21 protein-coding genes are annotated in these 22,145 nt (G+C 54.6%); 10 read left to right on the top strand and 11 right to left on the bottom strand.

All coding sequences use genetic code 11. The features are described 5' to 3' along the window. Window positions 1-37 precede the first annotated feature (37 nt). Window positions 38-1,534, bottom strand: coding sequence for an FAD-linked oxidase C-terminal domain-containing protein (locus tag Q3Y58_RS05150; protein ID WP_319621317.1), 1,497 nt, complete (start codon window positions 1,532-1,534; stop codon window positions 38-40). Window positions 1,535-1,702: 168 nt separating this feature from the next. On the opposite strand from Q3Y58_RS05150, the gene Q3Y58_RS05145 reads away from it, so the two are divergent. The 4 genes from Q3Y58_RS05145 (at window position 1,703) to fbaA (ending at window position 5,365) form a co-directional block, all read left to right on the top strand. Then, window positions 1,703-2,632: a LysR family transcriptional regulator gene (locus Q3Y58_RS05145; protein ID WP_319621316.1), complete on the top strand. Its 930-nt coding sequence runs from the start codon at window positions 1,703-1,705 to the stop codon at window positions 2,630-2,632. A 159-nt stretch (window positions 2,633-2,791) separates the two neighbouring features. Further along, on the top strand, window positions 2,792-3,193 hold the full coding sequence (locus Q3Y58_RS05140; protein ID WP_319621314.1) for a c-type cytochrome: 402 nt from the start codon (window positions 2,792-2,794) through the stop codon (window positions 3,191-3,193). A gap of 120 nt (window positions 3,194-3,313) precedes the next feature. Continuing rightward, a complete protein-coding gene (locus Q3Y58_RS05135) occupies window positions 3,314-4,027 on the top strand; it encodes a (Fe-S)-binding protein (RefSeq protein WP_319621313.1) in 714 nt (237 codons plus the stop codon). A 267-nt stretch (window positions 4,028-4,294) separates the two neighbouring features. Further along, on the top strand, window positions 4,295-5,365 hold the full coding sequence (fbaA, locus tag Q3Y58_RS05130) for a class II fructose-bisphosphate aldolase (protein ID WP_319621311.1): 1,071 nt from the start codon (window positions 4,295-4,297) through the stop codon (window positions 5,363-5,365). 67 nt (window positions 5,366-5,432) lie between these two features. On the opposite strand, the gene Q3Y58_RS05125 is transcribed toward fbaA, so the two are convergent. Beyond that, a complete protein-coding gene (locus Q3Y58_RS05125) occupies window positions 5,433-6,245 on the bottom strand; it encodes an amino acid ABC transporter permease (RefSeq protein WP_319621310.1) in 813 nt (270 codons plus the stop codon). A gap of 93 nt (window positions 6,246-6,338) precedes the next feature. Then, window positions 6,339-7,139, bottom strand: a complete 801-nt coding sequence (locus Q3Y58_RS05120) for a transporter substrate-binding domain-containing protein (RefSeq protein ID WP_274219534.1) — start codon at window positions 7,137-7,139, stop codon at window positions 6,339-6,341. A gap of 286 nt (window positions 7,140-7,425) precedes the next feature. On the opposite strand from Q3Y58_RS05120, the gene Q3Y58_RS05115 reads away from it, so the two are divergent. From Q3Y58_RS05115 to Q3Y58_RS05105, 3 genes are all read left to right on the top strand, one after another. After that, window positions 7,426-8,586: a Na/Pi symporter gene (locus tag Q3Y58_RS05115; RefSeq protein WP_274219535.1), complete on the top strand. Its 1,161-nt coding sequence runs from the start codon at window positions 7,426-7,428 to the stop codon at window positions 8,584-8,586. A 30-nt stretch (window positions 8,587-8,616) separates the two neighbouring features. Then, on the top strand, window positions 8,617-9,270 hold the full coding sequence (locus Q3Y58_RS05110; RefSeq protein WP_319621307.1) for a hypothetical protein: 654 nt from the start codon (window positions 8,617-8,619) through the stop codon (window positions 9,268-9,270). A gap of 85 nt (window positions 9,271-9,355) precedes the next feature. Beyond that, complete coding sequence (locus Q3Y58_RS05105; RefSeq protein ID WP_319621306.1) at window positions 9,356-10,288, top strand: DMT family transporter; 933 nt, start codon at window positions 9,356-9,358, stop codon at window positions 10,286-10,288. Between the two features lie 3 nt (window positions 10,289-10,291). Here the strand turns inward: Q3Y58_RS05105 and Q3Y58_RS05100 are convergent, their stop codons facing one another. Further along, the gene (locus Q3Y58_RS05100) at window positions 10,292-11,173 is read right to left on the bottom strand and encodes a LysR substrate-binding domain-containing protein (protein WP_319621305.1); all 882 of its coding nucleotides are present in this window, start codon (window positions 11,171-11,173) and stop codon (window positions 10,292-10,294) included. A 183-nt stretch (window positions 11,174-11,356) separates the two neighbouring features. On the opposite strand from Q3Y58_RS05100, the gene Q3Y58_RS05095 reads away from it, so the two are divergent. Beyond that, complete coding sequence (locus Q3Y58_RS05095; RefSeq protein WP_274219539.1) at window positions 11,357-11,680, top strand: DUF1127 domain-containing protein; 324 nt, start codon at window positions 11,357-11,359, stop codon at window positions 11,678-11,680. 64 nt (window positions 11,681-11,744) lie between these two features. Here Q3Y58_RS05095 and Q3Y58_RS05090 read toward each other — a convergent pair whose 3' ends face one another. The 4 genes from Q3Y58_RS05090 to Q3Y58_RS05075 all read right to left on the bottom strand — a co-directional run bounded on the left by Q3Y58_RS05090 (window position 11,745) and on the right by Q3Y58_RS05075 (window position 15,940). Then, entirely contained in the window at window positions 11,745-12,629 is an 885-nt protein-coding gene (locus tag Q3Y58_RS05090) for a LysR substrate-binding domain-containing protein (protein WP_274219540.1), read from the bottom strand. A gap of 137 nt (window positions 12,630-12,766) precedes the next feature. Further along, entirely contained in the window at window positions 12,767-13,267 is a 501-nt protein-coding gene (locus tag Q3Y58_RS05085) for a hypothetical protein (RefSeq protein WP_274219541.1), read from the bottom strand. A gap of 105 nt (window positions 13,268-13,372) precedes the next feature. After that, entirely contained in the window at window positions 13,373-15,172 is a 1,800-nt protein-coding gene (locus tag Q3Y58_RS05080) for an adenylate/guanylate cyclase domain-containing protein (protein WP_319621304.1), read from the bottom strand. Between the two features lie 18 nt (window positions 15,173-15,190). Continuing rightward, complete coding sequence (locus Q3Y58_RS05075) at window positions 15,191-15,940, bottom strand: 16S rRNA (uracil(1498)-N(3))-methyltransferase (RefSeq protein ID WP_319621302.1); 750 nt, start codon at window positions 15,938-15,940, stop codon at window positions 15,191-15,193. Window positions 15,941-16,124: 184 nt separating this feature from the next. On the opposite strand from Q3Y58_RS05075, the gene xseA reads away from it, so the two are divergent. Next, window positions 16,125-17,615 carry an exodeoxyribonuclease VII large subunit gene (xseA, locus tag Q3Y58_RS05070; protein WP_319621301.1) on the top strand — a complete coding sequence of 497 codons (1,491 nt, stop codon included), beginning with the start codon at window positions 16,125-16,127 and terminating at the stop codon, window positions 17,613-17,615. Between the two features lie 85 nt (window positions 17,616-17,700). Here the strand turns inward: xseA and Q3Y58_RS05065 are convergent, their stop codons facing one another. From Q3Y58_RS05065 to Q3Y58_RS05055, 3 genes are all read right to left on the bottom strand, one after another. Continuing rightward, window positions 17,701-19,068 carry a TRAP transporter large permease gene (locus Q3Y58_RS05065; protein ID WP_319621300.1) on the bottom strand — a complete coding sequence of 456 codons (1,368 nt, stop codon included), beginning with the start codon at window positions 19,066-19,068 and terminating at the stop codon, window positions 17,701-17,703. Beyond that, a complete protein-coding gene (locus tag Q3Y58_RS05060; protein WP_319621299.1) occupies window positions 19,065-19,703 on the bottom strand; it encodes a TRAP transporter small permease subunit in 639 nt (212 codons plus the stop codon). The genes Q3Y58_RS05065 and Q3Y58_RS05060 overlap by 4 nt, the downstream gene beginning before the upstream one ends. Before the next feature lie 108 nt (window positions 19,704-19,811). Next, a complete protein-coding gene (locus Q3Y58_RS05055) occupies window positions 19,812-20,828 on the bottom strand; it encodes a C4-dicarboxylate TRAP transporter substrate-binding protein (protein WP_274219547.1) in 1,017 nt (338 codons plus the stop codon). 424 nt (window positions 20,829-21,252) lie between these two features. On the opposite strand from Q3Y58_RS05055, the gene Q3Y58_RS05050 reads away from it, so the two are divergent. Then, complete coding sequence (locus tag Q3Y58_RS05050; protein ID WP_319621298.1) at window positions 21,253-22,083, top strand: universal stress protein; 831 nt, start codon at window positions 21,253-21,255, stop codon at window positions 22,081-22,083. The last annotated feature ends 62 nt before the right edge of the window (window positions 22,084-22,145 follow it).

Below are 22,145 nucleotides of genomic sequence, written 5' to 3'. Positions count from 1 at the left end.
TCGACCTCCCAAAGCCGATTTTCTGTTTTTCAGCTGACTAGAACCGAGGTATGTCGGGGAACGGCAGCTGCCCTTTGTGAACATGCATGCGGCCCAACTCTGCGCAGCGATGCAGCACAGGAAACACCTTTCCTGGGTTCAAAAGCTGCTTTTCATCAAAAGCGCACTTCACCCGTTGTTGCTGTTTGAGATCATCTTCCGTGAACATTTCTGGCATCAGATCACGTTTCTCAATGCCAACGCCATGTTCACCGGTCAGCACACCCCCGACCTCCACGCATAGACGAAGGATATCCGCCCCAAAGGCTTCTGCTGCTTCAAGCTCTCCCGGCTTGTTTGCATCATACAGGATCAAAGGGTGCAGGTTGCCGTCTCCGGCATGAAAGACGTTGGCGCAGCGCAGACCGTGCTTCACACTCAGATCCTGCATACGGCGCAAAACTTCGGGCAAAGCCTTCCGTGGAATGGTGCCATCCATGCATAGGTAGTCGGGCGAAATGCGGCCCACTGCGGGGAAAGCGGCCTTCCGACCCGCCCAGAAAGTGTTGCGCTCCTCTTCGCTCTGCGACACACGCAGGTAGGTGGAGTTGTTGGCTGTGGCGATGGCGCTGACCCGATCAAGCAGGTAATCTACCTCTGCCTCCGGCCCATCCAACTCAACAATCATTAGGGCTTCCACATCCAGAGGATAGCCTGCATGAACAAAGTCCTCTGCCGCATCGATGGCGAGCTTGTCCATCAACTCCATACCACCTGGAATGATGCCTTCGCCGATGATCTCCGCTACGCACTGCCCCGCTTCTTCGGAGGTCGGAAACCCGATCAGTGCGGCACGAGCAGTCTCAGGCTTCTGCAGGATGCGAACGGTGACTTCGGTCACAACGCCCAGCAACCCTTCCGAGCCGGTCATCAGCGCCAGAAAATCGTAGCCTTCGCTATCCAGATGCTTGCCGCCAAGGCGAATGATTTCGCCAGTCATAAGCACCATTTCCAGCCCCAGCACATTGTTGGTCGTGAGGCCATACTTCAGCGAATGCACGCCTCCAGAGTTCTCGGCAATGTTGCCACCGATGGAACAAGCTATCTGAGAGGACGGATCTGGTGCGTAGTAGAACCCTTCATGTTGGACCGCATGCGTAATACCCAGATTGGTCACGCCGGGCTGGACCACAACGGCGCGGTTCTCGAAGTCGATATCGAGCACCTGATTAAACTTCATCATGGACATCAGGATGCCATCAGCCAACGGCAGTGCGCCGCCGGAAAGCGAAGTCCCTGCGCCACGAGGAACCACTTTCACATCGTTATCATAGCAATACTTGAGAACTCTAGAGACCTGATCAACAGTCTCTGGCAGGACCACGGCCAACGGCACCTGACGGTACGCTGTCAGCGCATCAGTTTCATATGGCCGAAGTTCAACTTCCTCCGAAATCACCCCCTCTCCCGGGATGATCTGCTGCAAGTCCTGAACAATTTTCATCTTGTTTCGGAGCAGCTTTTCAGAGGGCTTTGGCATGGCAATGCCGGACATGGGCTTCCTCCCAGTGCGCGTGTCTTTGTCCCCTGTGGCTCTTAAATGGCCCTTCGTTTTCGTTTTGGTAGTTTCCCGTAAATGTGGCACAAAGCAATACATGCCGATATAGCAATAATGTCGAACTACTCTTTCCCTGAGAGAATTAGTGAGCCCGTAAGAGAGAGAATGAGCACTATTTCTGAAATGGAGATTTTCACGCAGGTGGTTGCAAGCGGCGGCATGTCGGCAGCAGCGCGTGAACTCGGGCTTTCGCCAGCGGTTGTTTCAAAAAAGCTCAGCAAGCTTGAACAGCGGCTCGGCACTCGTCTGTTGCAACGAACAACGCGGCAGATCGCTCTCACGGAGGCTGGGCAAGGCTACTATGAGCGGGTACTCGAAATTCTCGCTTCCATAGATGAAGCGGAGGCGTATGTCTCCCGCCGGTCGTCAGCTGTTCAAGGCCTGCTGCGCGTCTCGGCACCCACATCATTTGGGCGGATGCACATTGCCCCGCATCTGAACCAGTTCTTGTTGAACCACCCGGAAGTTACCCTGCAGCTCGATCTCTCCGACACCTTCGTGGACATTGTTGGGGAGGGGTATGATGTGGCGATCCGTATCGGGCATTTGGAAGATTCCAGCCTCGTTGCCAGGCGCCTCGCTCCGATACACCGGATTCTCTGTGCAGCGCCCGGATATCTGGAGCGTCATGGACCGGTGTATTCTCTCGAAGATCTTCTGGAAAACCATGTGTGTCTGGCTGCGACCCAGCAGGAGCTTTGGCGGCTGGAAGGACCAGAAGGAGATGTTACCGTTCACTCCCGTGGTCCGCTGCGCACCAACTCAAGTGAAGTAGTCCGCGAGGCGGTATTGGCCGGGGTTGGCGTTGCCCTTCGCTCCACGTGGGATGTGGGAGAAGAGCTCCGGCAGGGCAAACTGGTCACCATACTGCCGGTTTATCGCGCTTCTCGGCACATTGCCCTTCAGGCTGTCTACCCATCTCGCCATTTCGTTCCCGCAAAGCTTCGGGCTTTTGTGGAGTTCCTTGCCACGCTCTACAGCCCCCGTCCCTATTGGGATGCGGACCTCCCGGAGATCGGCAATTCGATCAATTAGGCTTGTTTTTGATTTGAGCCGTTCTAAATCTGCGACAACATGTCGTCATCCATTCCGCTTACCTTAAAGGGAAAGTGGTGGCACCTTTAGAAGAGCTCTTAAAGGTTTAGTGGAGTGGGCAGTCCCAGACTGCCCGACAATCGAGGGAGATTTGTCCGAATGAAGAGACTTGTAGGCGCGCTGGTATCGTTTGGTGTTGCGCTGGCCGCAACCTCGGCCATGGCTGAAGGCGATCCAGAAGCAGGTGAAAAGGTATTCCGCAAGTGCCAAGCTTGCCACGCCGTTGGAGAGGACGCGAAAAACAAAGTCGGCCCGGTACTCAACGGCGTTGTTGGCGCTGGCTGGGGCCATATTGATGGCTATCGGTATTCAAAACCACTGTTGGCTGGCAAAGAAGAAGGCCGCGTGTGGGACATGGAAACGTTGTCTGCATACCTGCGCAAGCCAAAGGATGTCATACCGAAGGGCCGAATGGCATTTGCGGGCCTTCGCAAGGACGCAGACATTGAAAACGTGATCGCGTATCTCAACCAGTACAATCTGGACGGTACGACCAAATAAGCTTGGCAAAGGCTTGAATATGTGATCATGAGGGGGCTGGCGGCCCCCTCTTTTCGTTCCGGCGGACTGTCTGCTGTGTTACGATCACACGTCTTTAGCAAACAAGCCACAAGCTTACCCATGTCGAATGCTCCCAGCCCTCATGTCGGGCTTTTCTCCACTTGTCTTGCAGATACGTTCAGGCCGCAGATTGTTCAGGCCGCACTTGATCTGCTGGAGAAGACGGGCTGTAGGCTTGGCATGCCGCGCGGCCAGAGCTGCTGCGGCTGTACCGCTGAGACTTCCGGGGAGGCCGACAGTGCAAAAGACATGGCTTCGGATGCACTGGCCAGATTCGCTGAGTATGACGTGGTGGTCGCTATATCGCACACTTGTGCGCGCTCTCTTGAGGCCGCAGCTGCTGGGAATTCTGCGCCGCGGATCTATTCCCTCACTCAGTTTCTTTGGGATCACTATCGCCCTGAAAGACCGTTTGGTGCCTATCATGGACGCCTTGCTTATTTGGCCACCAGCCATCGGCCCACTCTGTTTGGCAGCGATACGCCGGGACGTCATCTGCTGGCCAGCCTTGAAGGCGTGGAGCTGCTGGATTTCCCAGACATTGGCTCAGACCCGGCAAACGCCAAAGCGCTGCTCTCTGACAAAACACAGATCAACGGGCTTGCCCGCCGTATTCACCGTTCTGGTGCAGGGCTTTTTGTGGCCGAAGATCTCGGCATGCTCATGAGCCTGTCCGGCCCCTTGAAAGCACTCGGGTCTGGCGTTGAACTGCGCCATATTGCAGAGGTTCTTGCAGGCAGGATCAAGAGTGCGCCGATTGGCGTCGGTGGTTGAAGCAAGCCGGAAAGTTGCATGGCCCTGCGCCAGACAGATAACCTTTCGCGCAATTGCACGGAGCACTGTTTTCACACCCAATTTCCGCAGGATAACTTTTTTAAAATCGATTAGTGTACTGCTGCGCGTAACCTGTTTCAGTTGCTCACACCAATGACTACCATTAGGGTACGCGCACACGGCAAAGGCCGTACACACCTGTTTTTGCAGGCACGTTTGACTATATGCAAGATCTAGATAACAGCTAACCTCGGGAGCAAATCAATCATGGGAAAGCTTAAGCCTGGTGTTGTCTTCGGTGAAGACTACAAAACCCTTATCGATGCGTGCCGAGAAGGAAAATACGCTCTGCCAGCCGTCAACGTGGTTGGCACCAACTCCATAAATGCTGTTCTTGAGGCAGCTGCAAAAAACAAATCAGACATCATTGTTCAGCTCTCCAACGGTGGCGCACAGTTTAACGCTGGCCTCGGCATGGAAGATGCTTTCCAGGCGAAGGTTCTGGGTGCAGTCTCCGCAGCTCGCCACGTCCACCTGCTGGCAGAACACTACGGCGTGGCAGTGGTCCTGCATACAGACCACGCCAACCGCAAGCTGGTGCCATGGCTTGAAGCTTTGATCCAGCATGGCGAACAGTTTTTCAAGGACACCGGCAAGCCGTTGTTTTCTTCTCACATGCTCGACCTTTCCGAAGAGAGCATTGAGGACAACCTTTCCGAGAGCGAGCGCCTGTTGAAGATGATGGCACCGCTGCAGATGAGCCTTGAAATTGAACTCGGTGTCACTGGTGGCGAAGAAGATGGCATCGGTTCTGATGAAGACATCGGCGCAGACAATCCGAAGCTGTATACTCAGCCTGAAGATGTCCTGCAGGCCTATGACCGCCTGAACAAGTTGGGTCATTTCTCCGTTGCCGCGTCATTCGGTAATGTTCACGGCGTTTACAAGCCGGGCAACGTTAAACTGCGTCCAGAAATTCTGCGGGAAAGCCAAAAGCTGGTCGCCGAGACCCACAATTTGCCTGAGAACCCGCTGGCACTGGTGTTCCACGGCGGCTCTGGTTCTGACAAGGACAAGATCGCAGAGAGCCTCAACTACGGCGTCTTCAAGATGAACATCGACACCGACACACAGTTTGCCTTTGCAAACCCAGTTGGTGCGTATGTTGAGAAAAACGCTGCGGCTTTCAAGTATCAGATCGACCCGGAAGACGGTACTCCCTACAAGAAGCTCTACGATCCGCGCAAATGGCTGCGCGCTGGTGAGCAAGGCATCATTGAGCGCCTTGGTGAAGCCTGCGAAGACCTGCGCTGTGCCGGAAAGTCACTGGCACAATAACGCCGCCCAAAACACAAGCTAGATATGAGGAGAGCCCGGTTTCATGCCGGGCTTTTCCCTTTCGCGGTCAATTCTGTTGGTTGGTGTGGCTGCGCTTCAGGTGGTTCTCCAGAGCCCTTACGAACAGTGACAGGGATACCGTCATGGTGAGATAAAGGAACGCCACCACGTTGTAGGTTTCAAAGAACTGGAAAGTGGAGGACGAATAGATCTTTCCAAGCTGGGTGATATCCTGAACACCCAGCACAGACACCAAGGCGCTGTCCTTGATCATGGCGACAAAATCGTTCCCCAACGGCGGCAGAATGTTCTTCAGCGCTTGCGGCCATACAACGAAGCGGAATGTCTGCCACCGACTTAGGCCAAGCGCTCTTGCAGCCTCTACCTGGCCGGATGACACGCTTTCAATACCGGCCCGGAATATCTCCGCGATAAAAGCAGAGTAGCCTATAGTCAGCGCGATAATGGCACGCCACGTCATAGAGAGGTCGCGTACCAGCAGCTTCTCGATCACACCGGCATCAACCAAAGGGCTCATAGCGAAGTTGTAGAGCGCAACCAATTGTGGGGCGCCAACGAACGCAATGTAGAACAGGAGAACAAGGATCGGAACACCGCGCACGATCTCGGTATAGAACGTTGCGATCTCACGGATGGCTCTGTTGCGCGCGCCCCGCGCCATGGCGACGGCAAGCCCCAGAATGCAAGCAAGAGCGAACGAAACGAACGTCACGAAAAGTGTGACGCCGATGCCCTTTTGGAGCGTGTTCAGGATCTGGGCGTATTGCCCATTGGTTGTTATGAGCCAGAAAAACACAACGGCCAGCAGAATGGCGACAAGGAGCCAGATGGGAAGTTCGCGTTTTTTGGCTTGAGGCATATTTGATCCAAAGAGCTCAAAAGAAAACAGCACGGCCACTTTCATGGCGATGCTGTCCTCAAGATGTTGCTAGAAACAATCGCGGGTCAGCGCTCAGTGCTGCGAGTTGTACTCGTAGAACCACTTTTTGTTGAGCGCATCAAGTGTTCCATCTTCGCGCATGCTCTGAATCGCTGCATTCACCGGCTCAACAAGGTCGGACCCTGGCGTGAAAATGAACCCAAAATTCTCTGAGCCCAGCGGACCACCGACCACCTTGAAGCTGTTTGGAGAAGCGCCCATGTAGCCACGCGCTGATGTTGCGTCCATCAATACCGTGTCTACGTCCTGTGCCCGCAGTGCCATGACAGATGCGCCAAAGGTTTCGAACAGCTTGATGCGCGGATTGCTCTCGTCGCCATCAAGCACTGAGTAAACAGCTGTGTAAAAATTCGTAGTACCGGTTTGAGCCCCCACCAGCAGGTCTGGTTTGGCGGCAAAGCTTTCTGCGTCATCGAATCGATTTTCATCTGCACGCACGAGCATGAACATCTCGGAAGTCATGTAGGGCTCGGAGAAATCGACGCGCTTTTTTCTTTCTTCGTTAATGGTGATGCCGTCCATGCCCACATCGAACTGGCCCTGACGAACAGATTCGATCATCGTGTCCCAAGAAGACAGCCGCCAGTCGACCTTGAGGTTCAGGCGTTTCGCAATCTCGTTGAAAGCATCGTACTCCCAGCCGATGCCTTCACCTGTGGCAGGATCCGCAAAATTCAGCGGCGCATAAGCGTTCTCCGTCACGGCGACCACGGTCCGACCCCCCAAGTCTGGCAACTCGGCGGCACCCGCAGAGGTCATGCCAAAGGTTACAAAGGCAGCGGCCGCTGCAAGAACTGCTTTCATCCTGTTCATCTGTGAAGTTGTCCTTTTTTATCCCAGCCTGTGGCTGAGTTGCCCCAAAACCTACTGAATCAGCACCGTGATTGTTGACAGGCCGGGGGTTGGTAGGCAATAGGAGCGATTAAGGAAGCACTGAAAAAGTATAGTGCAAACGCCAATAAACAAATAGTGATAGATTATCCGGCAAATAACTTTACCATTTGAGATGCTGGATAATTTTTTGCGGTCCTGAAGAGCACGTGAGCTAAGCAGACTAAGCTTCTCGCCAAGTTCAAGCAGGCGCTACGGAAAGAGCTCAGTGAGTAAACTAGACTCATTTAAGGATGATGACAGTAATGCAGCGCTAGGCATCAGTTTACTGAACTGGGTCTCTGTGTTGTTTCTGGCGTATTTCCTGCTCTGCGCCGTAGGACTGCTGGAAGCAGGCTTCCGCACCCTCTATGCTGATCATGCAGAACACCTGATTCAGGCGGCAACCAACCCTATTACGGGTGTATGTGTCGGCATTCTCGCGACAGCACTTGTCCAAAGTTCATCGGTAACAACCTCAATCCTTGTTGGATTCGTCGCTGGCGGCCTTCCCATTGAGGTGGCGATCCCGATCGTTATGGGTGCAAACTTCGGCACGACCCTCACGAACACCATTGTTGCGCTCGGGTTTGCGGCAAACAGGGAAGAACTGAAGCGCGCCTTTGCTGCCGCTTCCGTCCATGACTGCTTCAATCTGCTTTGCATTGCGTTCTTTTTGCCGCTTGAGCTGATGTTCGGCATCTTTGAAAAGATGATCCATGGCATCTTGTCTATCTTGCCCAATGCCAGTTTCGTTCATCATGATCTGACGGAGACCTTCAACTTCATCAGCGCAGCAACCGCGCCATTTGTGCAGGAAGTTGCCAATGGTGTTTCAACCCTGCCTTATCCCGGCGCAGGGGCTTCCTTGATAGCAATCGGGCTTTGCCTCGTTGTATTCTGCATTCACTTTATGAAGAGCCTTCTGCGCGCTCTGCTGGTAGGTTCTTCCAAGCGCATTGCCGAGACGGCCCTCAACCATGGCCCGGTTGCCGGTGTGGCTTCTGGCTGCGCAGCGACAATGCTAACGCAGTCTTCGTCAACCACCACCTCGCTTGTAGTTCCGCTTGTGGGCTCGGGTGCCCTGACAACACGGCAAGTGTACCCCTTCACTCTGGGGGCAAATATTGGCACCTGTATCACCGCTATTCTTGCGGCCTTCGCTGTTACAGGGGCGCGCAATGAGGCCTTTGAGCTGGCTTTTATCCATCTCCTCTACAATGTGCTTGGCGTCAGCATTGTTCTGGCAGTTCCAAAACTCAGATATTTGCCCGCCGCGCTTGCAGAGCGTTTGAGCACAGCGACCCAAGGCAAGCGTGTTTGGATCATAACCTACCTCGCACTGGCGTTTTTTGTAGTTCCAGCCCTCGGCATTCTTGCATTAGGATAACGTCGTCTAGCGTGATCTAGAGACGTATCGATGCCACTTCAAAACCGTGTCCTTCCAGATGGCACCCTCGTTGCCATACCCAGTCGTGGAACGATGATGGGCAATCGCGGCGGGCGCCACCACGACCCGCAAACAAAATGCCTCCTTAAACCCTACCCTCACAGCAAACGCTGGATTTGTTGTCGGCTGAGTTTCAAGGACCGACAGCGTTCGGTTTGGGGAGACAGCTATACAGAGCTGTTCTTTCTGGATGAGGTCACGGCTCTGGCTGCTGGGCATCGCCCCTGTTTCGAGTGCCGACGCGGGCGAGCGCTGGAGTACGCCGAGCTATTTACCCGGCAAACGCCTCATACTGCCAACTGGGGACCTCCTCGCGCCAGTGCCTACGAAATGGACAGGGCATTATCAAGTCAGCGCCAGCAAACGCACCCCTTGCGCAGCCAAATGGATGCTTTGCCAGAAGGTGCAGTGCTCACGTTCCAACAGGATAACGAGAAAATTTTTGCGGCTAAAGGCCCCTATGGATGGTTGCGATGGACGACCGATGGCTACAAACCGCTGGCAATGGCACTCCCATCCACGGTGGAGCTGGTCACGCCGCCTATCACTCTCGCCATTCTCGGATCGGGTTACAAACCGGAGTGGCACCAAACAGCCATCGGGCGCCCAACTTATCACAAATAATGATTGATTGGATAATAATTATTCGTTTGAGTGAAGAGGAAATTTCGGGAATAAAGGGCTTCAACAAGAATGCGCGGAGCCTCCCATGTCCGAAACGCAAAGTTCGTCACTCCCCCAACTCCGCCAAGCCGAAGTGGCACTAAGTACAAAGGACCTGGCGCTGTATGGCGCCTGTGTCTTTTCTTGGGGTTTCAGTTGGTACGCTATGAAAATGCAGTTAGGCGTACCACCTGAAGTCTCCTTGTTCTGGCGATTTGTGATCGCCTCAACCTGCATGTGGGGTTGGGCTGTGATCGGCAGACATCCCCTGAAGTTTTCGGTCTCAAATCATGCGATATTTGCGCTCTTGGGCGTATTGCTGTTCTCGACCAACTTTCTCGTATTCTATTACGGCTCAGCTTATATACCGTCGGGACTTTTGTCGGTGGTGTTTTCGCTGGCATCCGTTTTCAATATTCTTCTGGCCTTTTTGTTCTTTGGAGAGCGGGCAAGCAGACGCACCATCTTGGGAGCGGTGACCGGTTTTGCTGGCGTAGCTCTGATGTTCAGACCTCAGATCATGCAGGACGGCCTGGATCATGGTGCCCTATTGGGTCTTGGCCTGTGCATCTTTGGAACGCTCTGTTTTTGCAGCGGCAACATGGTGTCGTCACGGCTTCAGAAACGGCGAATTTCTGTCATCTCCGCCAGTGCTTGGGGCATGCTCTACGGCACTCTTTTCCTGGGCCTTGAGGCCATGATCATGGGCCGCAGCTTCAACATACTCTGGACACCAGAATATCTTGGTGGACTGGCGTATCTTTCGATAATCGCCTCTGTCATTGCATTTGGTGCCTATCTCACGCTTCTGGGCCGCATTGGCTCAGCGCGAGCTGGCTATGCCACAGTCATGTTCCCTCTGGTGGCTCTCAGCGTCTCCACACTGCTGGAGGGATACACGTGGGGTGCGGACGCCTTGCTGGGCCTGGCATGTGTGTTGTCGGGCAATCTCATCGTGCTCGGCAAGCGTCGCTCCTAACCCCTACTCGGTAACCTCGGTTTCATAGCTGAGGTTACCGACCGCGGTCATGATATGACTGCATAATGCATCATGGATGGGTTCCCTCGCGCCTGTAGAGCGCACCATCGTGATACTGCAATAAGGAAGCCGGGGAAGTCCGTCCTTCTCTCCAAGAACATGCAGCCCCTTTCGAATGGCTGACTCCGGCAGCACCGCGACAGCAAAGCCAGCCATCACAGCACCTGAGAGAGCCGCCGCGCTGGCGCTGGTATAGGTGACTACGTGGGGGACATTGGCGGCGTCCAATGCTCTAATTGCTTCCTTCCGCCACGAACTCGTGACAGGTCCAACAGCAAGACGAACAGGCCGCACATCGCCCAAGCCGTTGTCGGATGCAGTCACCCAATGCAGGGGCTCACGGCGAATGATGTGTCCATGCACACCGCAATCATCATCCGTAACAATACCGACATCTAATTGATCTTGCTTGATTCTTTCGCCAATCGTCATGCTGCTCTCACAGCTGACCTCAATCGAAATCGAGGGATTGATGCGGCTGAACGTCGCAAGAACGCGTGGCAGCAGACGCTCCGCATAGTCATCTGGCAAACCAAGTCGAATGCGGCCTGCCATTTGGGTGAGGCTGAGCGCACTTACCGTTTCGTCGTTCAGAGCTACCATTCTGCGCGCGTACTCCAGTACGCGGCGCCCATCCTCAGATAGCACCGACTGGCGCCCGCTCTTGGAAAAAAGCTTTAGTTCCAGTCGTTCTTCAAGCTTCTTCATCTGCATGGAGACTGCAGACTGGGTCTTGTGCACCGCCTCACCTGCAAGCCTGAAACTGCCCAATTCGGCAATTGCTACGAAAGTCCTAAGCTGATCGATATCAAGCGAAACGGCCACCCTGCATCTCCCTAAAGTGTGTCCGACAGAACTGATCAAAGACGCTTATCTAATTTGATCAGAAACATTCATTTGTAGAATTAGTCAGACCCTCCAATATATCACATAGAAGGCAACTTCATCAGGAAAACCCTGTATTTCCAATTATCTAACGCCTGTGCAGATCACGCGGAGAGTGGCACAATGACATTAGCTTTCCCTACCCCTACCGAGTACCGCAACCCTAATCGTGCGAATGCTGGTACGTTCGAACCACTTACTTTAAAGAGCACACTGCTGGGTCTGTTTCACGTAATTGTCGATCAGTTACGGGCGTACCGCAACCGCCGTGCAATTGCTCATTTGGCTGAACAAGAAGACCGGCTGCTCCAAGACGTGGGTCTGACAAGATCTGACGTTGACAGCGCCCTTGCCAGCCATGAAGGCATCGATCCGTCTTGGTATCTGACCTGCCGCGCGAATGAGCGTTATCTGGATCAGATGCGCGAAACCCGCACCATGCGTTAACACTTCGCTCGCACGATCAAACGCAAAGGCAAAAAGCTGGTTTCAACCGAAACCAGCTTTATTTTTATTCTGCGGCAATGCGGGTCACGCTCAGATTGTTCAACGATGATTTGATGTGCTCGGCAAGTGCATTCGTCACATTTGCCGAAGCGTTGGGATTGCGAATGAGCGCAATTTCACAGCTTGGAAGATCAGGAAAACCTTCCGCCTCGCCCAAAATGCGCATACCCGGACGGATGGCTGATTCTGGTAGTACCGACACCGCAAGTCCCGAAAGAACGGCTGCGGAGACCGCGGTAGAGTTCCAGCTGGTGTAAAGAATGCGGAAGTTGCGCGACTGCTTGTCGAGTGCCGCCAAAGCCGCCTGACGCCAATCACAACTTGGCCTGCCCAGCGCCAATGGCAGCGGCGTTTCACTTTCAACGCAATGCTGTTCAGAGGCTGTCCACAACAGCGGCTCACGACGGATGATCTCGTCAGTCTCTTGCCGAAACTTCAGCACATGCGTGACGATTGCAATATCCAGTTCATCATTTGCCAGCGCCGCCCGCAGGTCTGGGGTCGGTGCGCAAGTAACAGACACCTCGGCTCCGGGATAGGAGCGGGAAAAGCGCGCCATAATCATGGGTAGGAACCGGTCGGCATAGTCGTCGGGTGTGCCGATGCGCACGACGCCTGACACTTCACTCTCATCAAACATTGCGAGAGTTTCATCATTCAACTTCAGCATTCGGCGCGCATGATGAAGCAGCCGCTCACCATCTTCAGTGAGCTTCGACTGGCGTCCATCCTTGGTGAAAATGTCGCGGCCAAGCTTTTCCTCAAGGCGCCTCATCTGCATTGAGACTGCAGATTGGGTCTTATGCACCTTCTCAGCGGCGCGGGTAAAGCTGCCAGTATCCACGATTGCAGTTAGCGTTCGTAGCTGATCTAGATCCAATGTTGCCATTTTATGCCCAATCTGCAAACCAAGTGTCGACAGGGAAGCACCCGTTCCACCGCAATTACAACCCTTCTCATCTTATAGGTCCAAGGGCGCAATCCCGCAATTATGCACACGCGTTATTTGCATATGGAGGCAAGGTGTCACGGCATAAACGACTTCCAGAGAGCATATTGTGATTGAAGAAATGGATTAAAAGCCAGCATGCTGTCCATGGCGGGCGATGGCCGTCCGCGCGCATAGCCTTTGAGGAATGCCTCAAGCATTTCCTTGTGCTCTTCCGGCAGGTGTTCTTTCACGGCGTTGCCGACAAAAAGAACTGAGAACACAGGGCCCATCTTCCATGCCCAATCCGGTACGACACGCACCGCGTCATACCAAAAATCCCGCACTTCTTCGTAGGTCTGAGGTACGCCTTTTTTCGCAAGGCGCTGCTGCCCATCCCAAATCTGGATGAACGCCAGCATCTGTTCTCCCAAACGCTGCAATTCATCGGGCGTGGGGTATTTGTTTGGCAAAGCCATCTGGGGGTTGGCGTGCTGAGCGGCCATTTGAGCCAGATAGTCTCCCATCAGCTTCTGGAAATGATGCGACATGGCATCCTGTCCCGGATAGAACAGTTCCCGATCATAGGTCCCAGCCATGCCGCACTCCCTCAGCTCTTCAACGCTGGGGTAGTGTGACACGAATTGCGCCTTAGGTAACTCAGACTTTCTGAGAGAACGTTAGCCAGCAGCTGATCAATTCACTCAAACGAGACGGAAAACGTTGACCGGCTCGTCCCGTCCGCGAAGCTCAAATGAGCCAACGAGATCACCACGTTCAGCCTCTGACAAGTGTTTCACTGTTTCTTCACTGGCAAGCGCGAGCACCTTGGCGTTCGCTTCCACCGTCTTGCCCAGTTCTTGCAGTCGAGAAGCCACGTTCACGGCATCCCCGATTACTGTGTAGTCCATGCGTTCGCTGGAGCCGATGTTGCCTACAACCACAGTTCCAGTATGAAGGCCGATACGCACACGCAGCTTGTCACAAGGTTCAGGGCCGCCCGCGCGTGCAAGAAGCTCCCTCTCAATCAGTTTCACCGCTTCGACAGCGCGCTCGGCATGGTCTTTCATTTCCTCGGGCGCTCCCCAGAAGGCCATAACCCCATCCCCCAGATATTTATCGATCGTGCCGCCAGTTGAGGTGATCAGCTTCGAAATCTCCTCAAAATGAGCGTTGAGTAGGGCTGTTGTTTCTTCTGCCGACAACCGCGACGCAACAGTAGTGAAGCCGGCGATATCAGAGAACATGATTGTCATGGTTCGAAGTTCAGTATTCTTCAAGCCTCTGAAGTCGCGTTCCAGAAGCACCCGAACCAGATCACGCGGCACATACCGGGAGAAGGCCTCAAGCGCTCCAATTGCTGCATTGAAACTGGCATTGGTCTCATCCAACTCGCGCAGATGAGAGCGCGGCAGTGGTGGTTTACCCTCCAGATCCAAATGCCGAATATCCATCGCCTTCTCTGCAAGCGCCCGGATTGGCCGTCCCAGAGCACGGCCAAAGAACACCAGTGCCACAAGCCCCACAATCAGCACCGCAACAGCAACCATCACCATACGATTGAGGTTGGTCAACGGCTGGCCAAACTCAGCAGCGGACATGTAACTTCCAACGAGCAGCGGAATGTTCTGGTGCCTGTTCAACGGCGCGTAGATGAACAGCATGTGCTGCTCGAGGGACTGGTCAACGTGAGCGCCAAAATCCACCCTCAACATTTGCTGTCTCCCGCTTCGGTCCCAGATGCGGGGAAGTGGCGTGCCGGTCATGTCAGAGAGTTTGGGAACGGGATGAAGCACGGTGTGCGCGATGTCGTCAAATATCGGCTCGGTGCTTGCCAACACTTTGTCCTTTGCGAACAAAATGAATGGCTTCTGTCCGTCGCGCCAGACCATGCGGTCGAGGAGATGCTCCAGATCACGCACCGGATAGTCGACAGTTATTCGCGCAAGCGCAGTCTCAAACTCCGGCTTCAAATAAACAATCAACCGCAGATAAGTCTCGTTCAACTCACTGTCGAAGTATGGCGGGGCCCAGATCTTTGTCCCATGCTGGGCTTGCTCTGGCACTGAAAGCGGCTTGCCAAGCTTGACGTAGTTTTCGCTTCCGTCTTCGCTCAAGCGCACCACGATGGTGCGCCCGTCTGGATAGGTATAGCTGATGCGGCCGATGTTGGTCTGACGAGCCAGAATACGGGCAAGGTGCTGCTGCAATCCCTCCGGCGCTTTCATCAGCTCCCGATCCGTCATGATGTCGGCAATAATCAATCCGATTGTCTCCTCTTGCGAGAAGAATTCGTCGACCACCTCAAGACTGCGCTCGAGCATGAGTTCGCCGATCTCTGCCATCATGCGAGAGGTTTGGCGCTCCGCAGTCCACGTCATGAACAGCAACATGGTGCCGGCAACAGCCAGCAGGAGAAGTCCAAAACCGCCACCCAAGACCCAGGTAATTGGCAGCCGCCAATGGCGCTCGCTTTGTGTCTTCTGGTTGGTGGCGTCAGGCATTCCGGCGTCTCCCAGGTTTTAGAACCAGTCACCCATCCTGGCTTGAACAACAGCCATGGCAGCGACAGCTGCGGTGTCGGCTCTCAGTACTCTAGGACCTAACGGCATAGGATGGACAAATGATTGATCGCGCAGCATTTTGCGCTCTTCTTCCGAGAAGCCACCTTCAGGACCAATAAGCAGAGCCAGCGGACCATCGGGCACATTCTCCAGCGCGGGGAGTGGGTTCTGAGAGCGTTCACCCTCGTCACAAAAGATCAACGCGCGCTCCGCATCGTTTTGTGTCCAATCCGCCACAAGCGCGGTCAGCTTGACTGGCTCCAGAACCTCTGGAATGTGAAGCACCCCACATTGCTCGCAGGCTTCAATCACATTCGCATTCATGCGCTGCAGGTTCAGCTTTGGGTTTTGTGTGTGCTGGGTCAACACCGGGCGTAAGCGCCCTGCCCCCATCTCGACAGCCTTCTGCACCATGTAATCCAGCCGAGCCAGCTTCAGGGGTGCAAAAATGTAATCCAGCTGCGGCTTTGGGCTTTGTTCGCGGATCAGTTTGGTGACGATGAGATCACATGACTTGCGACCAGTGGCCTGAACTTCTGCCATCCATTCGCCGTCGCGACCATTAAAAACCAACAGCTCAGCGCCATCCTTCATGCGTAAAACATTGAGCAAATAGTTTGCCTGCGCCCGGTCGGCTTCTACGCGTGTTTTTTCTTCCAGCGGATGGTCAAGATAAAGCCGCTGCATGCGGAATTCCGAACGAGGCATAATTCAATCCGTCGCATTGATAGGTCTCGTCTTGTCTAAGGGATTTTTGGAGGTCCGAACAGAGTGCACCTTTGCGTTTCTAACGATTTCATGGAGGGGAAACGTCTGCAGCGCTTGGTGTGTTTGAGCGAATAGCCTATAGAATGGATTCGATATTTTACAGGTTGACGAGAGTTAGTGCATTTTGTCCGAACAATCGAACGTTGCCGAGTTTTCTGTCTCAGAGGTTTCCAACGCAATTAAGCGGACTATTGAGGATTCCTTTGACTACGTTCGCGTACGCGGTGAGCTGGGACGGGTGAGCCGCCCAGCTTCGGGCCACGTCTATCTGGACCTGAAAGATGATCGTTCGGTTCTTGCTGGCATCATTTGGAAGGGGAACGCTGCCCGCCTTAAAGTGCAGCCGGAACAGGGCCTGGAAGTGATCGCGACCGGAAAGGTCACCACTTTCCCCGGACAATCCAAATACCAGATGGTCATCGAGTCCATGGAGCCAGCAGGCGCTGGCGCCCTGATGGCGTTGTTGGAAGAACGGAAGAAGAAACTTGGCGCGGAAGGACTGTTCAATCCTGAACGCAAGCGGGCACTTCCCCGCATGCCTCGCGTTGTTGGCGTTGTCACTTCGCCCACCGGGGCTGTCATTCGCGATATTCTGCACCGGATCTCAGACCGTTTTCCGCTGCATGTGATCGTTTGGCCTGTGCGTGTGCAAGGTGAAACATGCGGGGCTGAAGTTGCCAACGGTATTCGTGGTTTCAATGCACTACCTGAAGGCGGACCAATCCCCCGTCCCGACGTGCTTATAGTGGCCCGTGGCGGCGGGAGCCTGGAAGACCTCTGGGGTTTCAACGATGAAGAAGCCGTGCGCGCAGCCGCAGACTCGCAAATCCCGCTGGTATCAGCGGTGGGTCACGAGACTGACTGGACGCTGATCGATCTGGCAGCCGACGTTCGGGCACCAACGCCAACGGGCGCTGCCGAGTTTGTGGTGCCAGTGAAGTCTGAGTTGAAGGCGATGACGGATGACCTGTCACGTCGCCTGTCGACAGGCTTGTTACGCCTTTTGCAAAGCCGCAAGACTGAGCTGCGTGCAGCTGCCGCCTCTCTACCTGCGCCGCGTGACCTGCTCGCCCTTCCCCGCCAAAGATTTGATGTTGTCGCGGGACGGCTTGAGTACGGCTTGCGCATGAACACGCAAAGCCATCGCACACGCCTTGATACGGCAACACGCGGGCTCAGCCCGATCACTCTATCCCGCCAGATCGCCTTCAACCATGAACGGCTTCGCAGCCTTGAAGGGCGGAGTGTCCAAGCCTATCGAAACCTCATCAATCGCCAGCGCATGAGGTTGGATGGGGTGACGCAACTGCTGAACTCCCTGAGCTACGAGCGCGTGATCGAGCGTGGTTATGCCGTTGTTCGGGATGAGCATGACACGCCAATTGGGTCCGCCACAGCGGTAGGCGAAGGACAGGCGCTGAAGCTGCAGATGAAGGGTGGGATTGTTGACGCCATTGCTGGTGGCAAAGGCTCAGATCCCGTGCCGCCGCCGAGCAGCGCCCCACAAGAGCCGACTTTAGAAGAGCCCGAGGAAAAAGCGAAGCCCGTCCGCAAGAAAAGCACTCGCCCTGCAAAACCAAAGAAAACCGACGATGCTCAGGGCAGCTTGTTCTAAAATTTAAGGAACATGCATCAGTAGAAGGAACGGCGCGGCTCTCACATGAAAGCCGCGCCGTTTTACATTCAACTCTGCGTAGGCTCTACATCAAAGAGGGCAGGATGGTGATGATTGCCGGGAAAGCGACCAGCACGGCCACGGTTACAACATCTGCCACAAAGAAGGGCATGCAGCCGCGAAACACTTCCTGAACCGGAATGTCCGGGCGCACACCCGAGACGACAAAGCAGTTGAGCCCTATAGGTGGCGTGATCAGACAGAGCTCCGCCATTTTCACCACGATAATCCCGAACCAGATGGCGCAGGCCGCGCCGGACATGCCAAGCGCGCTGTCTGCGGCAGAAACATCTGGCCCACCGTTCAAAGCGATGATTGCAGGAAAGACCACAGGCAGCGTGAGCACCAACATGCCAATGGCGTCCATGAACATGCCCAGCACCGCATAGCCGAGAAGAATGCAGATCACGATCAAGAGCGGTGCGTAGTCAAGGCCAACGATGAAGTCCTTAAAGGCATCTGGCAGACCGGCAAACCCAAGGAAGCGAACATAGACCAGCACGCCCCAAATGAGCGTGAAGATCATCACCGTCAGCCGTGCGGTTTCGTGCAGCGCTTGGAACAACTGCTTGGTGCGCATGCCTTTATAGAAAGCTGTCAGCAACACCACGAAGGCCCCTAGTGAGCCCGCTTCTGTTGGCGTGGCAAAGCCAAAGTAGAGACTGGAAAAAATGATCAGGATCACGCCGATGATGGGGAGTGTCCCCGGCACCGCACTGAAGCGTTGGCCCCACGTGAAGCCGCCAATAGCGGGGGCCCCGCCCTTCCACTTGGCCATGAAGTAAATGATGAGACCATAAATGATGACCGAAACGACACCTGGCAGGAAACCCGCCATCAGCAACTTGCCAACGGACTCTTCCACCAAGATGGCGTAGATCACGAGGATCGCACTGGGAGGGATCAGAGAGGCCAAGGTACCACCTGCGGCGACAACAGCCGCAGAAAGGCGTGGTGAATAGCCTGCTTTCAGCATTTCCGGAATGGCCACGCGCGCAAATACGGCTGAGGTCGCGGTGGATGCACCCGAGACCGCTGCAAAGCCGGCGGTTGCAAACACGGTACCGATGGCCATTCCGCCAGGCAGCCAGCCAAGCCAACGCTTTGACGCTTCAAACAGGTGTTTCGTCAGGCCTGCGTAGTAGGCGAGAAAGCCGATCAGAATAAAGGTCGGCAACACAGACAGGGCGTAGGTTACTGATTTCGAGTGCGGAATGGTGCCTGCCATCTTGAGCGCCACCATAAAACCACGTTCAAAGCCCATCCGCATGGAGAAGATGGCGATCATGCCTACCAGACCCACAAAGGCCGCAGCAAAAGCAACCCGAACGCCGAAGACGACCAGCACGAGCAGTACGCCGGTCATGATCAAACCGATGTCGAACGGTGTCATCGCGCACCCCCTTCCTGATGTTCCTCAAGGAACGCTTCTTCGATCTCTGCTTTGGCATGTTCTGCCGCATCATGCTTGTGAGGTAGGTCGAGCAGGGGCCGAGATGGATCGATGATCAGGCGGCTGTAGCCATAAAGCTGCAGGCAAAGACGCAGCCACAGCAATGAAAGTGCGAGCGGCACCAGCAGCTTGGACGGCCAGGTTGGGAGCCCCACATCAATGGTGCTGTCACCCAAAGACCAGGAACGATCGAAATGGAGATAAGAACCGTAGATCAGGATGGTCACCACAAACAGAATGATCAGCACTCCGAAGAACTCGGCAATCCAGAGCCCGCGGCCCTTGAAGGTGCCTAGCAACAACTCCATTCGAATATGACCGCCGACGCGCTGACAGTAGGCCACGCCCAGAAATGCAAAGACGGCCATGGCCTGCTCTGTGAAGTCAATGAAACCGGGAACAGGCTGGTTGAAGAGGTTGCGGCCAACCACCTGCGCCACGGCGAGAAACATAAGCAGCAAAATGCTCGTCGCAGCGATCAGATTGAAGAAGTTCTCGAGCTTGCCCAGAGCTCCCGTAAATTTCAGGTAGCGCCGGTCTTCTCCGTCTCCACCCGAGGTATGAACTGTTGTCATTGATAGGTTTCCACCAATCAGAGGTAAGTGCGCCTGCCCATTGAGCGCAAGAAAGCAAAGAGGCCCCACCGCCTTGGACGGGGGGCCCCAACAACGTTTTCCAAGCTCTTACTGGGACATGGTGTCCTGTACGAGTTTCAGAAGCTCGTCACCCGGAACCCCCTTGGATTCCATATCTGCCAACCACGCATCCCAAACAGGCTGACCTGCTTTTTCCTTGAAGGACGCCAGCTCTTCCTGTGAGAAAGAGATCTGAGCCACACCGTTTTCTTCCAGCGCTGGATAGAACTTCTCATAGACCGCTGCGTAGGTTGCAACGTAGTGGTCAAGCGCAGGCTGGATGCTCTCATTCAGCGCCTGCTTGAAGTCATCCGGCAACATGTCATAGGCATCCATGTTTACCACCACAGGACAATGGACGGTGCCTGGATTCAGGTTTGTGGTCCACCAGTTACCTGCCTCGATCGTGTTGAACGACAGGTGTGCATGGGGCGCAAAGGACACGGCCCTGACTGTGCCGGAATCAAGCGCCTGATAAGCTTCCGCGGCGGTTACGGATGTTGGAACCGCACCGACAATCTCCATTGCACTTCCGATGCCACCCAGCGCGCGAACGCGCATTCCTTCGAAGTCCGCAACAGTCTGCGGCGCATCACCTGCCCCGAGAATGTTGTATTGCGGCATCGGCGAGGACATCAGCGGCTTGGCATTCCAGCGCGCCAGATCCTTTTGAACGGCTGGGTGCTGATAGAGCGCGAGATCAACCTTGATCTGGGTTTCAAGATCAGGAACGCCGAGGAAAGGCAACTCGGTCACGGTCAGCGTCGGGTTCTTGTCGGCATGGTAGGAGGCACAGAACTGGGCCATTTCAAACGCACCAATGGCAATGCCATCAAGGTTTTCGCGAGACTTGGACAGTGCGCCGCCGTAGTGCAGCTTGATTTCGAAGCGGCCATCCGTGCGGGTCGCAACTTCGGAGGCAAGCTTCTCGATGTGTTCGGTAAACGCCCGGCGCTTACCCCAAAGAGACACGTTCCATGTCAAGTCTGCGGCGAATGCTTCGGCAGTGAAGGATGCGCCCATGGTCAGCGCTAGGACGGCGGTGGCGCTTTTCATCAGATTCATTGTGTTTTGCTCCCATTATTCGTCTCCCGCCCGCACCAATCTCCCAATGCATACGGGTTACCCCTATAGGTATAGGTGACTATTTCTAACACATGGATGCAAAAAGAAAACCGTTTCATCCGAAGGTTTAATGTGCTTCCGCAAGGATCATTCAGCAAAAATCACCCAGCACAAAGAGTGACCTAGAGAGAGCACTAAACTCTAGATAAATTGTTGCACGTAGTTGCACTAGCTTGGCATATATCACAGTATATTTGATAGTACTGATATATGATTTTCTGAATAAACTATTGTTTTTCAGAGAGATAATAAAATGCTCCTTTTGATAAGCATCAAGGAGCATCCTCGCGCGTGCAGATAGTATAAGTACCGCTGGGTCTAATACCCAACTCAGCACCGCCAAAAAAGGCAGGGAGAAAAGCAAATGGCAATCAAGGACATTATTGTTGTCACGGACTTGAATGGTGAGCAGCCAGCATCCCAAGTTGGCGTCGCACTTGCCGCAAGAGAAGGCGCGCATGCGACTGGTTTGGCCTTGGCATTTGAGCCAATCGTTCCCGGCTTCATCGCAGCCCCAATGCCCGCTGATTTCCTGCAGATGGCCCACGACCAGGCAGTCTCCGCAGCTAAAAAATCTCTCGAAAAGTTCGACCATTATGTCAAGATGGCCGGCATCAGCGGCGAAACCCGAACGGAAGAAATGGTCACGGGTGGTTCCCTCGACCCAGTTCTGCGCCAGGCCCGCCTAACCGACATGATCGTGGTTGGGCAGGACAACCCGGATGATCCGGAGCCAATGCGTGAACTGATCATTGAAGCTCTGCTGTTTGACACCGGCGTGCCCGTCATGCTCGTGCCCTACATCTCCAAGGGTGAGTTTGCACCCAAGAAGGTCATGATTGCATGGGATGGCAGTGCCACTTGCGCCCGCGCCGTTCATGCGGCCATGCCAATGCTGGAAAAGGCTGATGACGTGAACGTGGTCATTGTCGACAAGGGGAAAACTTTTGTGGGCGAGCCCGGCGCTGATATTGCAACTTACCTTGCACGTCACAACATTGAAGTTAACGTGCAGGTGATCGCGAACCCGCAAGTGTCCGTCTCTGACGCGCTCTTGAACTATGTCTCTGAACAGAACATGGACCTGGTCGTCATGGGTGGTTATGGCACGAGCCGGTTCCGCGAGTACATTCTGGGCGGCGCAACCCGTGACATCCTAAGCAGCATGACCGTACCGGTCATCATGACCCACTAAGTCTTTATTGCTGCTACATTTTCGAGATCACGGTGCACGTTGCAAATCGCGGCGTGCACCTT

This window comes from Nesiotobacter zosterae, assembly GCF_033843645.1.
In the GTDB taxonomy this organism is placed as follows: domain Bacteria; phylum Pseudomonadota; class Alphaproteobacteria; order Rhizobiales; family Stappiaceae; genus Pseudovibrio; species Pseudovibrio zosterae.
Note: the sequence above shows the minus strand (reverse complement) of the source record. Positions and strands in the feature narration are given on the sequence as shown.

What these genes read in the sequence shown, in the direction of transcription:
- Q3Y58_RS05150 (WP_319621317.1), bottom strand. Translation starts at nt 1,534, where the DNA reads ATGTCCGGCATTGCCATGCCAAAGCCCTCTGAAAAGCTGCTCCGAAAC.
- Q3Y58_RS05145 (WP_319621316.1), top strand. Translation starts at nt 1,703, where the DNA reads ATGAGCACTATTTCTGAAATGGAGATTTTCACGCAGGTGGTTGCAAGC.
- Q3Y58_RS05140 (WP_319621314.1), top strand. Translation starts at nt 2,792, where the DNA reads ATGAAGAGACTTGTAGGCGCGCTGGTATCGTTTGGTGTTGCGCTGGCC.
- Q3Y58_RS05135 (WP_319621313.1), top strand. Translation starts at nt 3,314, where the DNA reads ATGTCGAATGCTCCCAGCCCTCATGTCGGGCTTTTCTCCACTTGTCTT.
- fbaA (WP_319621311.1), top strand. Translation starts at nt 4,295, where the DNA reads ATGGGAAAGCTTAAGCCTGGTGTTGTCTTCGGTGAAGACTACAAAACC.
- Q3Y58_RS05125 (WP_319621310.1), bottom strand. Translation starts at nt 6,245, where the DNA reads ATGCCTCAAGCCAAAAAACGCGAACTTCCCATCTGGCTCCTTGTCGCC.
- Q3Y58_RS05120 (WP_274219534.1), bottom strand. Translation starts at nt 7,139, where the DNA reads ATGAACAGGATGAAAGCAGTTCTTGCAGCGGCCGCTGCCTTTGTAACC.
- Q3Y58_RS05110 (WP_319621307.1), top strand. Translation starts at nt 8,617, where the DNA reads ATGCCACTTCAAAACCGTGTCCTTCCAGATGGCACCCTCGTTGCCATA.
- Q3Y58_RS05105 (WP_319621306.1), top strand. Translation starts at nt 9,356, where the DNA reads ATGTCCGAAACGCAAAGTTCGTCACTCCCCCAACTCCGCCAAGCCGAA.
- Q3Y58_RS05095 (WP_274219539.1), top strand. Translation starts at nt 11,357, where the DNA reads ATGACATTAGCTTTCCCTACCCCTACCGAGTACCGCAACCCTAATCGT.
- Q3Y58_RS05090 (WP_274219540.1), bottom strand. Translation starts at nt 12,629, where the DNA reads ATGGCAACATTGGATCTAGATCAGCTACGAACGCTAACTGCAATCGTG.
- Q3Y58_RS05085 (WP_274219541.1), bottom strand. Translation starts at nt 13,267, where the DNA reads ATGGCTGGGACCTATGATCGGGAACTGTTCTATCCGGGACAGGATGCC.
- Q3Y58_RS05080 (WP_319621304.1), bottom strand. Translation starts at nt 15,172, where the DNA reads ATGCCTGACGCCACCAACCAGAAGACACAAAGCGAGCGCCATTGGCGG.
- Q3Y58_RS05075 (WP_319621302.1), bottom strand. Translation starts at nt 15,940, where the DNA reads ATGCCTCGTTCGGAATTCCGCATGCAGCGGCTTTATCTTGACCATCCG.
- Q3Y58_RS05065 (WP_319621300.1), bottom strand. Translation starts at nt 19,068, where the DNA reads ATGACACCGTTCGACATCGGTTTGATCATGACCGGCGTACTGCTCGTG.
- Q3Y58_RS05060 (WP_319621299.1), bottom strand. Translation starts at nt 19,703, where the DNA reads ATGACAACAGTTCATACCTCGGGTGGAGACGGAGAAGACCGGCGCTAC.
- Q3Y58_RS05055 (WP_274219547.1), bottom strand. Translation starts at nt 20,828, where the DNA reads ATGAATCTGATGAAAAGCGCCACCGCCGTCCTAGCGCTGACCATGGGC.
- Q3Y58_RS05050 (WP_319621298.1), top strand. Translation starts at nt 21,253, where the DNA reads ATGGCAATCAAGGACATTATTGTTGTCACGGACTTGAATGGTGAGCAG.